General features: G+C 70.0%; 10 protein-coding genes. 6 read left to right on the forward strand and 4 right to left on the reverse strand.

Annotated features, from left to right (window positions below):
- Positions 1-183: 183 nt before the first annotated feature.
- Positions 184-2,739 carry a DEAD/DEAH box helicase gene (locus ACFE6Z_RS13700; RefSeq protein WP_375386249.1) on the reverse strand — a complete coding sequence of 852 codons (2,556 nt, stop codon included), beginning with the start codon at positions 2,737-2,739 and terminating at the stop codon, positions 184-186.
- 234 nt (positions 2,740-2,973) lie between these two features.
- Here ACFE6Z_RS13700 and ACFE6Z_RS13705 point away from each other — a divergent pair, with 234 nt between their 5' ends.
- The 5 genes from ACFE6Z_RS13705 (at position 2,974) to ACFE6Z_RS13725 (ending at position 7,863) form a co-directional block, all read left to right on the forward strand.
- A complete protein-coding gene (locus tag ACFE6Z_RS13705) occupies positions 2,974-3,309 on the forward strand; it encodes a GNAT family N-acetyltransferase (RefSeq protein ID WP_375386250.1) in 336 nt (111 codons plus the stop codon).
- The gene (locus tag ACFE6Z_RS13710; RefSeq protein WP_375386251.1) at positions 3,306-4,319 is read left to right on the forward strand and encodes a pirin family protein; all 1,014 of its coding nucleotides are present in this window, start codon (positions 3,306-3,308) and stop codon (positions 4,317-4,319) included. Before ACFE6Z_RS13705 ends, ACFE6Z_RS13710 begins: the two co-directional genes overlap by 4 nt.
- 244 nt (positions 4,320-4,563) lie before the next feature.
- Positions 4,564-5,121, forward strand: a complete 558-nt coding sequence (locus ACFE6Z_RS13715) for an ECF transporter S component (protein ID WP_375386252.1) — start codon at positions 4,564-4,566, stop codon at positions 5,119-5,121.
- Positions 5,122-5,188: 67 nt separating this feature from the next.
- Positions 5,189-7,048: an ABC transporter ATP-binding protein gene (locus ACFE6Z_RS13720; RefSeq protein WP_375386253.1), complete on the forward strand. Its 1,860-nt coding sequence runs from the start codon at positions 5,189-5,191 to the stop codon at positions 7,046-7,048.
- Entirely contained in the window at positions 7,045-7,863 is an 819-nt protein-coding gene (locus ACFE6Z_RS13725) for an energy-coupling factor transporter transmembrane component T (RefSeq protein WP_375386254.1), read from the forward strand. Before ACFE6Z_RS13720 ends, ACFE6Z_RS13725 begins: the two co-directional genes overlap by 4 nt.
- A gap of 28 nt (positions 7,864-7,891) precedes the next feature.
- On the opposite strand, the gene ACFE6Z_RS13730 is transcribed toward ACFE6Z_RS13725, so the two are convergent.
- Both ACFE6Z_RS13730 and ACFE6Z_RS13735 read right to left on the reverse strand, forming a co-directional pair.
- On the reverse strand, positions 7,892-9,055 hold the full coding sequence (locus ACFE6Z_RS13730) for an acyl-CoA dehydrogenase family protein (protein WP_375386255.1): 1,164 nt from the start codon (positions 9,053-9,055) through the stop codon (positions 7,892-7,894).
- Positions 9,056-9,219: 164 nt separating this feature from the next.
- Positions 9,220-10,338 (reverse strand): M15 family metallopeptidase, encoded by a 1,119-nt coding sequence (locus ACFE6Z_RS13735; protein WP_375386256.1) that lies wholly within the window; start codon positions 10,336-10,338, stop codon positions 9,220-9,222.
- 562 nt (positions 10,339-10,900) lie between these two features.
- Between ACFE6Z_RS13735 and ACFE6Z_RS13740 the strand changes: the two genes are divergently transcribed.
- The gene (locus tag ACFE6Z_RS13740; RefSeq protein WP_375386257.1) at positions 10,901-11,962 is read left to right on the forward strand and encodes an Rv2578c family radical SAM protein; all 1,062 of its coding nucleotides are present in this window, start codon (positions 10,901-10,903) and stop codon (positions 11,960-11,962) included.
- Positions 11,963-12,035: 73 nt separating this feature from the next.
- Here ACFE6Z_RS13740 and ACFE6Z_RS13745 read toward each other — a convergent pair.
- Positions 12,036-13,925: DEAD/DEAH box helicase (locus tag ACFE6Z_RS13745; RefSeq protein ID WP_375386258.1), on the reverse strand; the 1,890-nt coding region annotated here is incomplete at its 5' end.

The raw sequence follows: 13,925 nt of genomic DNA on the forward strand, positions 1-13,925 counted from the left end.
CCGCAATGCACCCTCGACCCCCGCAATGCACCCTCGACCCCCGCAATGCACCCTCGACCCCCGCAATGCACCCTCAACCCCCGCAATGCACCCTCAACCCCCGCAATGCACCCTCACCGAGGGTGCATTGCGAACACCGAGGGTGCATTCCGAACACCGAGGGTGCATTGCGAAGACCGGGGGCTAGAGGCGCAGAACCTCGGTCACGCGGACGACGGCGGTGCCGACCTCCTCCGATTCGGCGAGGTCGACCTCGGCGCGGATGCGCCAGTCGTGGTCGCCCGCCGGGTCATCGATGGTCTGCTCGACGCGCCAGATCCGGGATGCCGCAGCATCCGTCTCATCGATAGAAACGAGCGCCGACGACCGGGCGCCACCGCCGGTGCGGATCTCGTCGTGCTCGTCGAAGTACGCGTCGAGCGCGGCCGGCCAATCGACGTCGGGGTCGAGGGCAGCCAGCTCGTCATCGCGCTGGAGAGCGGCGAGCTGCACGCGCCGGAACATTTCGTTGCGCACCAGCACGAGGAATGCACGGCGATTCGTCAGCACCGACGGCGGTGCGGGCGGCACGACCGGCGCCGTCGGGTCGAGCACGGGGTTGATCAGCGACTCCCACTCGTCGACAAGGCTCGAATCGACCTGGCGGACGAGCTCGCCGAGCCATTCGATCAGGTCGAGCAGGTCGGGAGTCTGGGCATCCGACGGCACGGTCTGCCGGATCGCCCGGTACGCATCGCTGAGATACCTCAGCACCAGCCCCTCGCTCCGGGCCAGCGAATACAGCTGGATGTGCTCGGCGAACGACAGGGCTCGCTCGAACATGTCGCGCACGACCGACTTCGGCGACAGCGCGAAGTCGCGCACCCACGGCTGGCTCGTGGCGAACACCTCGAACGACTGGGCGAGCAGCTCATCGAGCGGCTTCGGGTAGGTGATGCCCTCGAGCAGCTCCATGCGCTCGTCGTACTCGATGCCCTCGCGCTTCATCGCGGCGACCGCCTCGCCGCGCGCCATGAACTGCTGCTGCGAGAGCACCGGCCGCGGATCGTCGAGCGTAGCCTCGATGACGCTCACGACGTCGAGTGCGTAGTGCCCCGTGCCGGCCGTCCCTGGTGCACCGGATACCTCGGCGCCGGTCTGAGAAATGCTCGGCCTCAGCTCGACCTCGGGGTCGAGCAGCCCGATGGCGGCGAGCGCGAACGGCGACAGCGCCTGGTTGAGTGCGAAGTTCGGCTGCAGATCGACCGTGAGACGGATGCTGCCGCCCGGCCTCACCACGACGACCTCGGCCGCGACCAGCGTGCGGAAGATCCCGAGCGCCCGGCGGGCGAGCTCGTATTTCCTCGGCCGCGGTTCGTGATTGTCGAACACGAGCGAGCGGACGTTCGCGAACACGTCACCGCCCCGCGCGATCACATTGATGAGCATCGCCGCGGTGAGCTGCATCTGCGGAACGAGGGGCTCGGGCTCAGCATCCACCAGCCGTTCGAACGATGCCTCGCCCCAGTTCACGAACCCCGCCGGCGCCTTCTTGCGCACGACCTTGCGGAGCTTCTTCGGGTCATCGCCCGCCTTCGCCACCGCCGAGGCGTTCTCGATCTCGTGCTCGGGCGCCATGACGACCACGGTGCCGGCGGTGTCGTAGCCCGCGCGCCCCGCCCGGCCGGCGATCTGGTGGAATTCGCGGGCGCTGAGCTGCCGCATCCGCTGTCCGTCGAATTTCGCGAGCGCGGTGATCAAGACCGTGCGGATCGGGACGTTGATGCCCACGCCGAGCGTGTCGGTGCCGCAGATCACCCGCAGCAGCCCGCGCTGCGCGAGCGTCTCGACGAGGCGCCGATAGCGCGGCAGCATGCCGGCGTGGTGCACGCCGATGCCCGCCCGGACGTACTTCGACAGCGTGCGGCCGAACGCCGTGGTGAACCTGAACCCGCCGATCGCCTCGGCGATCTGGTCGCGCTGCTCGCGGCTGACGATGCGGACGCTCGAGAGGGCCTGCGCGCGCTCGATCGCCGCTGCCTGCGAGAAGTGCACGATGTAGATCGGCGCGAGGTTCGTGGTCAGGAGCTCTTCGACCGTCTCGTGCACGGGCGTGCGCGCGTACGAGAAGTGCAACGGCACCGGGCGCTCGACGCCCGTGATCCGCGCGGTCGGGCGGCCGGTGCGGCGGGAGAGGTCATCGGCGATCGCCGTGACGTCGCCGAGCGTCGCCGACATCAGGATGAACTGCACCTTCGGCAGAAGAAGCAGGGGCACCTGCCACGCCCAGCCGCGGTCGGGGTCGCCGTAGTAGTGGAACTCGTCCATCACGACCTGGTCGACCTCGGTGTCGGCGCCGTAACGCAGGGCGAGATTCGCGAGGATCTCGGCCGTGCAGCAGATGATCGGCGCATCGGGGTTGACCGACGAGTCGCCCGTGACCATCCCGACATTCGAGGCCCCGAAGACATCCGCAAGCGCGAAGAACTTCTCGCTCACGAGGGCCTTGATCGGCGCGGTGTAGTACGTCCGGCCGCCGCGGGCCAGCGCGATCGCGTGGGCGGCGATCGCGACCAGCGACTTGCCCGTGCCGGTCGGGGTCGACAGGATCACGTTCGCGCCCGAGACGAGTTCGATCACGGCTTCGTCCTGCGCCGGATACAGCGAGAACCCCGCGCCCTCCGCCCATTCGACGAACCCGGTGTACGCCGCATCGGCGTCCGCGCCGCGCGGCACGAAGTCCAGGAGCAAGGCGGGCATGGTTCGAGTCTGCCTCCTCGAGCGGTATGCGCCGTCGCCTGTGCTCTAACTCCGCCCGAGATTCGCGCTCGGATCGGGCCGACGGCGGGTTCCCGGGCCTAGCGGCGCCGCCACGCGACGGTCGAGGCGGAGTTATGACACACAGCCGACTCGAGCCTGCGCCGACCCGACGGTAACGGTGGCGGAAGAATCCCGAACCGACCTACGTTGTAAGCGACGACGAGAGGATGCCCCGTGACGGAGCCGACCGAAGATGTGACCGTGACCCGCGATGACGCCGAGGGTCGCTATGAGATCCGCGTGGGCGATGTGCTCAGCGGCTTCACCGAGTTCCGGGTCGACGCGGAAGGTCGGCTCGTCTTCCCCCACACCCAGATCGACCCCGCCTTCGAGGGGCGCGGCTTGGCCGCGGTGCTGGTGGGCGACGCGATGAAGGATGCTGTCGCCCGGCACGAGACCGTCGTGCCCGAGTGCCCCTACGTCGTGCGGTTCCTGCAGCGGCACGACGTCGAGGGTCTGGAGATCGACTGGTCGCACAGCGGCCTGGATGCCGGCGGTTCGGGCGTATGACCCGCCTGGACGTCGGGCCAGAGTCCTCCGTCGTCCACCCGGACGAGCCTGCGGCGGCCCTTCGACAGGCTCAGGGACCGGAGGCCGGCCCTCGTGCGCTGCTCCTCGAGTTCCGCGCCGTGCCGCTCGGCGGCGTGCGAGGCATGGAGGTGCACCGCGCCCTGCCGCAACGCGATCTGCCGATGGTCGGCGCCTGGTGCTTCCTCGACCGGTTCGGGCCGCAGGAGGCCCGCATGCGCGTCGAACCGCATCCGCACATCGGGCTGCAGACCGCGACCTGGCCCTTCGTGGGCGAGGTGCACCACCGCGATTCCGTCGACAGCGACGTCGTGATCAGCCGCGGCGCGCTCAACCTCATGACCAGCGGCGCCGGCATCTCGCACTCCGAGTACTCGATCGGAGAGGATGCCGTCCCCCTCGACGCCCTCCAGCTCTGGATCGCGCTGCCCGACTCGCGCCGCGCGGGCGCCCCCGATTTCGAGAGGCACGTCGATCTGCCGCACATCGTTCTCGCCGCCGAGGAGGGCGCGGAAGGCGAGGCGATCATCGTCCTCGGCGAGCTCGCCGGAGTCACCTCCCCGGCCACCGTCTACACGCCCATCGTCGGTGCCGAGTTGCGCATTCCCGCCGGGTCGCGCATCCGCCTCCCCTTGCGCCCGGAGTGGGAATATGCGCTCGCCGGCATCGAGGGCGCGGCGTCCGTTTCGATCGATGAACCGACCACGATCGACCCTCAGCATTTCCTGTACCTCGGCACGGGGCGCGACGAGGTCGTGATCGGCGGCGACACCGAGACCGTCCTCTTCCTCCTCGGAGGCGAGCCGTTCGAAGACGACATCGTCATGTGGTGGAACTTCGTCGGCCGCACGCACGAAGACATCGTGGAGGCCCGCGATGCCTGGGAGCAGGGCTCTCCCAGGTTCGGCCACGTCGTCGGTCACGGCGACGAGCGCATTCCGGCCCCGCCCCTGCCGGGCGTGCGCCTGACGCAGCGTCGCCGCCGCGTCTGAGCCCGGCTCTGCGCTACGGGCCGGGCTCACCACGGCACTGACGCCGGGTCCGTGCGGTGACAACTCCGGCAGAACTGAGTCGCCACCTCCAGGCAGGCCCGGGTTTCCGACGCCGGTCGCAGGCGCTTCGGAGATTCCACCGGAGTTGTCACCGCCGAATCGATGCGACCCCCGCTCCGAAGCGGCCGGGTTTCTCACGGCTGCCGACGCAGAAGCGTCATACGCTCAGCGTTACGCTGAGCGGATGGCCCGCACGACATCCGTCCTCTCGACGCGCGTTCTGCTCGTCTGCGCGGCGATCGGCGTCGCGACGGGCGTCGCCGGCGGCATCGCGGGAGCCCTTACCCCGTTCGTGATCGCCGTGGCCGCACCCTTTTACGGCTTGGTGCTGGGCGTGCATGTGCTCCCCGGAATCATCGCGCAGGAGACCCTGCGCCTGCCGTTCGTGGCGATCATCACCCACGTCATCGCCGCGCTGGTCGCGAGCGCGTTCGCGTTCGCCTTCGCACCGCGTTTCCTCGGGACGGCGCTGCTGTTCGGCGGTATCCAGGAACTCGTCGCCGCGGCCACGCGCTACCGCGCGTGGGGTGCCTGGCGCTTCTTCCTCTCGGGCGCGATCATCGGCGTGCTGGTGGCTGTGGTGGTGTTCTTCGCCGCCCACCTCTCGGTGTATGCCGTCTGGGTGCAGATCCTCTATCTCGCACTCTCCGTGCTCGGGCCGATCGCCTGGACGGCGGTCGCGCTCTGGATCGGCGTAGGCCTGCGCCGCGCCGGCGTCGGCCGTCCGCGCCCGCAGGGCTGAGGTCGGGAGCCGACTCGACTTAGGGTAGGCTAAGTTAGGTCGTACTTCTCCGAACCCGGAACGAGCCGTGACCGCACCCGAGCGCGACCCTTCTGCCGCCGCTGCGCCGGTCGGCGGTGTCGGAGGGACCCTCCTGCGGGTGCGCGAGCTCTCGATCACCCATGACGGTGAGGATGCTCCGACCCCCCGATCCGTCAGCTTCGACGTCGCCCCCGGCGAGGTCGTGCTGTTGCTCGGCCCGAGCGGATCCGGCAAGTCGACCCTGACGCTCGCGCTGAACGGCCTGATCCCGCACGCCGTGCCGGCCAGGATGACCGGGACGGTCGAGGTCGGCGGGCTGACAGCATCCGACACGACCGTCGCCGAGCTGAGCACGCGTGTGGCGATGGTGTTCCAAGACCCGGATGCGCAGCTGGTGACTGGCACGCTGTTCGACGAGGTCGCGTTCGGACCGGAGAACCTGAGGATGCCGGTGGCCGACGTCCTCGCGCGCACCGAGGGTGCACTGCGGCGGGTGGGGCTGTGGGAGCGGCGCGACTCGAATCCCGACCGGCTCTCCGGCGGCGGGCGACAGCGACTCGCGATCGCGTGCGCGCTGGCGATGGGCTCACCGCTGCTGGTGCTGGACGAGCCGACGGCCAATCTCGACCCGGTCGGCATCGAAGAGGTCTACGCCGCCCTGGCCGAGCTCGTCGCGGACGGCGACAGGGCGATCTTGCTCGTCGAGCACAACCTCGACGCCGCGATGTCTTTCGTGGATCGCGTCGTCGTGCTCGATCAGCAGGGCGCCCTGGCCTTCAACGGGCCTGCCGAGGAGGTGCTGCGCGCCCACGTCGATGAACTCGTACGGATGGGGGTGTGGCTGCCGTCCGCCACGCTCGCAGCTCTCCGCCTCCGCGACGCCGGCTGGAAGCTCGACCCGCTGCCACTGACCCCGGCAGAGCTGCGGGGGGCCCTCGAGGCCGCTGGCCCGCCGCACCCGGTCGCCGAGCCGCACCCGGTCGCCGAGCCGCACCCGGTCGCCGAGCCGCACCCGGTCGCTGAGCTTGTCGAAGCGTCGCAGCCGACGATCGACCCTTCGACCAGCTCACGGACCGGAACGGACCCGGACACGGTGAACCCGCTCATCCGCGTCCGCGGGCTCACCGTCACGAAGGGCCGCGGCGCGCAGCGCCGCGAGCTCCTGCACGAGATCGACCTCGACGTCGCGGCCGGATCGTTCGTCGCCGTCGTCGGGGCGAACGGCGCGGGCAAGACGTCCCTCGTGCAGGCGATCGCTGGGGTCGTCCCGCCCCCGCGCGGGCGCATCAGGGTCGGCGGCCTCGACCCGGGGACGGCGTCGCCGCGCGACCTGTCGTCGAGCATCGGCTTCGTGTTCCAGAATCCGGAGCACCAGTTCATCGCCCACACGGTCTTCGACGAGCTCGCGCACGGGTTGCGGCTCGCCCACGCCTCCGAGGCCGAGATCCACGAGCGCGTCGGCGACATGCTGGAGCGGTTCGGTCTCGCCGACAAGGCGCGATCGCATCCGTTCCTGCTGTCCGGCGGCCAGAAGCGACGGCTGTCGGTCGGCACCGCGCTGATCGCCGGTGCGCCCGTGCTGGCGCTGGACGAACCGACGTTCGGCCAGGACCGCGCCCGCGCCGACGAGCTGCTCGGCCTGCTCGCCGGCCTCAACGCCGAGGGCACCACGATCATCGTCGTCACCCACGACATGCAGCTCGTCGCCGAGCGCGCCAGCCACACCGTCGTCCTCGGCGGCGGACGGGTCCTCGCGGCGGCGGCGACCCCCGACATCCTGAGCGATGAGGCTCTCCTCGAGCGCGCGGGGCTCAGGCAGCCGCCGCTCGCGGCAGCGCTCCGCGGCGTTGCAGGACTCTACGGCGCGCTGCGTCTCGCCGATCTTCCCGAGCCGGTGCGCACATGACCTCCACGACACTCGACCCGTACGCGGTCGCCGCGCCGGCGGGTCCCCTGCGCTTCCTCTACGCGCTCAATCCGCTCGCCAAGCTCGCCGGACCCGTGCCGGCGATGATCGTGCTCGTCTTCGTCCGCGACTTCGCGACCCCACTCGTCTTCCTCGCCATCGCCTACGCCATCGTGCTCGTCGGCGCGCGTCTGACCGCGCAACTGGCCGCTGTGCTGTTCCTCGGCATGCCCGCCGCTGTGCTCCTCATCGGCGTCGGCTTCTCACTGTGGGTCGATGCCGCGCTCGTCGACGGCACCACCGCCGTCGTCCGAGTCGCCGACTGGGTGCTGTACAGCGGAGCGCTCGAACTCGGCTTCGCGACGGCGCTGCGGCTGGCGGCCATCGCCGCGCTCGCACTCATCGGCGGCGTCACCACGACCGGACCCGACCTCGTGCGGGCGAGTGTGCAGCAGCTGCGCGTGCCGTACCGCATCGGCTACACCGCCCTGGCCGCGTTCCGGTTCGTGCCGCGCTTCGCGCACGAGCTCGAGGTGATCCGCGCCGCGCACCGCGTACGCGGACATCACGGCGGCGCCGGGCCGTTCGCACGCCTCGCCCGCGCGACGGGGTACATCGTGCCCCTCCTCGCCGGCGCGATCCGGCACGCGGAGCGCGTCGCGCTGGCAATGGATGCTCGCGCCTTCGGCGCCTACCCCACTCGTACCGAACGGCACCTCATCCCGTTCCGTCGCCGCGACGTGGTCTTCATCGCGCTGCTGTGGATCGTCTCGGCGGCGGTGCTGTGGTTCTTCTTCCCCTGGCAGCTCGGCTGACGCGGCAGCGCGTCTGACGCGGCAAGCCTCAGCGGCGGCCGACGATCTGACGGCTGACGATGTCGCGCATGATCTCGTTGGTGCCGCCGTAGATCCGGTGCACGCGGGCGTCGAGGAACGCGCGGGCGATCGGGTACTCGGTGATGTACCCGTAGCCGCCGTGCAGCTGCACGCCCAGGTCGAGCAGCTCCCATTCGCGATCGGTCGCCCAGAACTTGACCTTCGCGGCCTCCTCGGCCGTCAGCTTCTTGTCCTTGTAGAGGAGCATCGCACGATCGATGTACGCCCACATCACATCCACCGTCGTGGCCATGTCGGCCAGGCGGAAGCGCGTGTTCTGGAAGTCGGCGATCGGCTGTCCGAAAGCCTCACGGCTCAGGGTGTAATCACGCGTCCAGACGAACGCCGCCTCGCCGGCCGCGGCGGCCGCGACGCCGATCGACAGACGCTCGAGCGGCAGGTTCATCATGAGCTGGATGAAGCCGAGCCCCTCCTTGCCGCCGATCAGGTTCTCTTCGGGCACGAACACGTCGACGAATGACAGCTCGGCCGTATCCCAGCCGTGGAAGCCCATCTTCTCGAGCTTCTTGCCGTGCTCGAAGCCCTTCATGCCGTCCTCGAGGATGACGAGGCTGAACGCGTCGGGGCGGTTGCCCTCACCGGTCTTGACGAAGGTCACGACGATGTCGGCGGTCTTGCCGCTGGAGATGAAGGTCTTCGCGCCGTTGACGATGTACCCGCCCTCGACCTTCTTCGCGGTGGTCTTGATGCCGCGGAGGTCCGAGCCCGCGCCGGGCTCGGTCATCGCCAGAGCACCGAGGATCTCGCCGGTCGCCATGCGCGGCAGCCACTTCTCCTTCTGCTCCTGGGTGCCCATGTGGACGATGTACGGCACGGCGAGGTCGTCCTGGATGCCGAGCGCGCCGGCGAGCGATCCCTGCCCGGCACCGATGGTCTCCTCCAGCACGACGGAACGGAAACGGTAGTCCTGCAGCATCCCGGCGCCGCCGAACTCCTCGGGCACAGAGAGACCGATGATGCCGGCCTCGCCCGCCGCGAGCATGGTCGCGCGGTCGATCTCGCCGTCCGCGTCCCACCGCTTGCGCTTCTCCTCGGTGGCGTAGCGCTTGAGGAACTCCTTGACGACGTCGCGGAACGCCTCGTGGTCTTCGTCGTAGATCTCGCGGTCCATGTGCCGGTCCTTCCTCTCCGCATCGAGCGGTTCGCTGTCACGACCGGCTGCAGCCACGTCGCCGCCTGAGATTCTAGGCCAGTCAGATGGATGCAGGCTGACATTGCATCCCACGGATGCTGGAACTCGGTCCCGCTCTCAGCTGGGCCTGGATCGGCGGGTCGTCAGCCGGCGTAGTCGGGCGCGGCGCTCAGGCCGAAGAACTCCTCGAGGGTGTGCCAGCCGCCGTCGTGGTAGGCCGCGGCGAGCTCCGGGCCGATGTAGCGGAGGTGCCAGGGTTCGGGCACATAGCCCGTCACGTCCGTCTCGCCGCTCTCATAGCGGACGATCCAGCCGTACCGCCACGAGTTCGCGGCGATCCATGCGCCCTGCGGCGTCGCGGCCAGGTCGTCGAGCGTGCCGCATCCGTTCCCGCAGGCCACGACATCGGCCGCGAGCCCTGACTGGTGCTCGCTGTATCCGGGTCGGGCGACCGACGATTCGATCGATGGACCGCCGTCGCCGTAGTTGGTCTGCTGCGTCGTGTACGAGCGGTACCCGCTGTCGAGCGCGATCTCGCCCGCACCCTCGGTCGCGACCGCACCGGCCAGCGCGCCGAGTGCGGTCGCGGCACCCGTTCGCAATGTGCCGCCCTCGAGCGTTTGTATTCCCTCCGGTACCGCGAGGGATGCGGGCTCCCAGTCGATCGGCGAGAACGGTCGCAGCTTGTTCACGACGACCCACTCGTGACTCGGATCGTCGAGGGCGACGCACGGCGCCTTCCCCGACGCGACCGCATCGCGGAAGGCTGCGGCGCCGCCCGCGGCGGCGATGGCTGCCGCGTCGTCTCCAGATCCGAGCGCCGCCGTCACCGCGGGAACCGCGCAGATATCGACCGACGCGGGCGCGGCCTGAACGGTCGGCTCCGGCGCGGGTGTCGCGGTCGCGATCGCGGTCGGAGGAGGGGATGCTGCCGCCTCCGTCGGCGTGGGATCGGTGCCACTCAGACGCAGCCCGCCGTCGGCGGAGATCACCGGGCCGGTGACGGCGGCGGTCACCGCGGCGGCACCGCCGAAGACGAGCGCTCCGGCGGCGATTCCCGCGAAGATCGCCCCGATCCAGCGCGCTCGCCGCGCACGCGCGTGCCGCACGAGCGTCGTCCCGCTGTCGGTCAGCATCGTCGCCGCGCGGGCGGCGCGGCGCACCGGCGGGTCTTGGTCGGGCACGGTCTCGGGCACGGGCGCCGAGGCGGTGTCGTGATCGGCCGGCGTGGCCGGAGCAGCTCCGGCCGTGCGTCGGCGCAATGGGGCAGCGGCGGGTGGCGCGGGTTCGACGGCAGGTGTCGGCGACGGTTGTGCGACGGGCGCGGGCCGCGGCGAGGGGGCCTTCGGGGAGCGCGCAGAGGCTGCGGGCGGCAGCGGGGCGGGCGGCAGCGGGGCGGGCGGCAGCGGCGCGGGCCGCCGCATCGACCGAGAGGTGGGCGGAGTCGCGCTGGGCGCATCGGCCGCAGGCGCCTGAGCTGCCGGTGCATCACCGCCCGGTCGCTTCGACCGCCACATCGGCGGCGACTCCGCCTCCGCCGATCCTGCGGGTGCGGGCGGGTTCCCTCGGCGCGCGCGGCGCGAGTCGCCCGGCGCCGCCGGCGCCCCTGTGGCGCCGGCGACGTCAGCATCGCGCGCGGCACGTGACGCGCGGCGCGAGGCAGAGGTCTCGGGCGGTTCGGGGTCCGTCACGTGTTCTATTCTCACCCGGGCCCGCTCGGCTCGCACGAGCGAGCGCGCCGGGATCCGGCATCCGATTCCATGATATTCGATAGAATCTCACATCAGACTTGACTCAGATTAGCATTTCTGTTCCCATAGATGCATGCGTTGGCAGGGACAAGAGCTGGGTGTGGCGGATGCCGCGGCTCTACCGGGCCTCGAACGCATCGACGGGCTCGTGCGGTCGGTGACGACTCCGGAGTTCGCGGGGATCACTTTCCATGAGGTCATGTGCAGGTCGGCGCTCAACCATGTGCCCGGGGCATCCGCGATGCCCTTCGACTGGACGGTGAACCCCTATCGGGGCTGCTCCCATGCATGCTCCTACTGCTTTGCCCGCGGCACGCACGAATACCTCGATCTCGACGCGGGCCGCGACTTCGATTCGCAGATCGTCGTGAAGGTGAACGTGGCCGACGTTCTGGCCAAGGAACTCCGGCGCGGTTCCTGGACCCGTGAGCCCGTCATGCTCGGCACGAACACCGATCCGTATCAGCGGGCCGAGGGCCGGTATCGCCTCATGCCCGACATCATCGATGCGCTCACGACATCAGGCACGCCGTTCTCGATCCTCACGAAGGGCACGTTGCTGCGCCGGGATCTTCCGATGCTCACGGATGCTGCAGCATCCGTCCCCGTGTCACTCGCGATGTCGATCGCCTTCTACGACGACGCTCTTCAGCACGCCATCGAGCCGGGCACCCCGTCGGCGAACGCGCGGCTGGAGACCGTGCGAGCGGCGACGGACGCAGGCTTCGCCGTGACGGTGTTCCTCATGCCGATCGTGCCGCACCTCACCGACTCCCTCGCGGCGATCGACGAGGGCCTCCGGCGCATCAAGGCCGCCGGCGCGAAGCGCGTCGTGTTCGGCGCGCTGCATCTTCGCCCCGGCGCGAAGCAGTGGTTCATGCAGTGGCTCGAGCGCGAGCATCCCGAACTCGTCTCGTCGTATCTCGGGCTGTATCCCGGGGTGGTGTCGCAGGCGCCCAAGCCGTACCGGTCGTGGCTGGCGAAGCGGGTGCGGCCGCTGATGCGCGCGTACGGCATGGACGGCCATGACGAGGACGACCATCCGCGCGGCGCTCGGACGCCGGGGCTCGCCTCGCGTGGGGCACCGCGCTTCATCACGACCGGCAAGCCTGCGGAGTCCGAGCGGCTGTTCTGAACCGCATGGGCGCCTCACGGCGCAGACGCAGAACGGCCCCGGGCCTGAACCCGGGGCCGCTCTGATCACTCGACTACGCGGTGAGCTCTGCGTTGGTCAGCAGCGAGCCCGCAAGCTCGGCGATGATGTCATCGCCGATGCGAGCATCCTCGAAGGGTGCGTTGATCTCGGCGTGCTCGAGCATCTCGGTCATCTTCCGGCGACGCTGGCGGGTGATGAGCGTCACGACGCGACCCTGCGCGCCCGCGCGGCCGGTGCGGCCCGAACGGTGCAGGTAGGTCTTGTATTCGTCCGGCGGGTCGGCCTGGATGACCAGGTCGATGTCGTCGACGTGGATGCCACGGGCTGCGACATCCGTCGCCACCAGCACGTTGACCCGGCCCGACGTGAGTCGCTCCAGGTTGCGCGTGCGCTTCTGCTGGTTGAGGTCACCGTGGAGGGCGACCGCGGGGATGCCCGAGTCGGCGAACTGCTCGGTGAGCATCTCGGCGTACGCGCGCGTGCGGGCGAACACCAGAGTCTTGCCCTCGCGGTCGACGAGACGGTCGAGGATCTCGGCTTTGTCGCGGTGCTCGATCACGAGCACGCGGTGCTCGATCGTGCCCGTCTCCTGGGTCTCGCCGGCGACCTCGTAGACAGCGGGCTTGACGAGGAATTCGTCGACGACGCCGGCGACCTCGCGGTCGAGCGTGGCCGAGAAGAGCAGCTTCTGGCTGCCCTCACCGGTCTGACGGAGGATCCGCTGAACCGGCTCGAGGAACCCGAGCTCGCTCATGTGGTCGGCTTCGTCGATCACGGCGACCATGACGTCGGACAGATCCAGCTTGCGCTGGTTGATGAGGTCTTCGATGCGACCGGGCGTGCCGATGATGATGTCGACGCCCTTGCGCAGGGCTCCCACCTGACGCGCCTGAGGCACGCCGCCGTAGATCTGCGTCGTGAACAGGCCCACGCTGCGGGCGATCGGCTGGATCGTGCGATCGATCTGGAGCGCCAGTTCGCGCGTCGGAGCGAGGATCAGAGCCATCGGAGCACGAGCGAATTCGCGCTTCTTGCCGGCCTGCGCCTTGAGCACGCGCTCGACGAGCGGAGCCCCGAAGGCGATCGTCTTGCCCGAACCGGTGCGGCCCCGGGCGAGCACATCGCGACCCGCGAGCACCTCCGGGATGGTCGCGGCCTGAATCGGGAACGGCGACGGTGCGCCGAGCTCGATCAGGGTGTTGGCGATGTTCTGCCCGAGACCCAGGTCGCCCCAGCTCGTCGCGCCGACCGCGTCGGCCTGCACGGCCTCTGCCTGCAGACGCTCGTGCACGACGTCGACATGCTGCTCGTACGCACCGCGGTGGTTGAGCTTGTCGAAACTCGGCTTCTCGCCCTTGTCGTTCCAGTTCGACCGGTTGCCTGCGTACGCGCCGACAGCAGCAGCGGATGCCGCGGGTCGACGGTTCTGGTCGCGGTCATCGCGACGCGGCCGGTCGTCGTAAGAACGCGCCGGCCGATCTGTGTACGTGCGGGCCGGACGGTCATCCGAACGAGCCGGACGGTTGTCGTACGAACGAGCGGGACGATCGTTGCCGTACGAGCGGGCCGGACGCGTGTCGTTCGAGCGGACGGGCCGGTCGTCGTTCGAGCGCGGGGGGCGGCTGTCGTACGAACGGGCAGGACGCGAGTCGTTCGAACGCGCCGGACGGTCATCATACGAACGCGCAGGCCGGACATCGTACGAACGCGCGGGCCGGTCATCGTAAGAACGGGCAGGACGCGTGTCGTTCGAACGGGGCGGACGCGTGTCGTTCGAGCGGGCGGACCGGTTGTCGTACGAGCGTGCGGGACGCGAGTCGTTCGTGCGCGCCGGCCGGTCGTCATACGAACGCGCAGGACGATCGTTGCCGTACGAGCGGGCCGGACGCGTGTCGTTCGAGCGGGCGGGCCGGTCGTCGTTCGAGCGCGGGGGGCGGCTGTC

Origin of the sequence: uncultured Microbacterium sp. (assembly GCF_964244775.1) — a bacterium.
Taxonomy (GTDB): domain Bacteria; phylum Actinomycetota; class Actinomycetes; order Actinomycetales; family Microbacteriaceae; genus Microbacterium.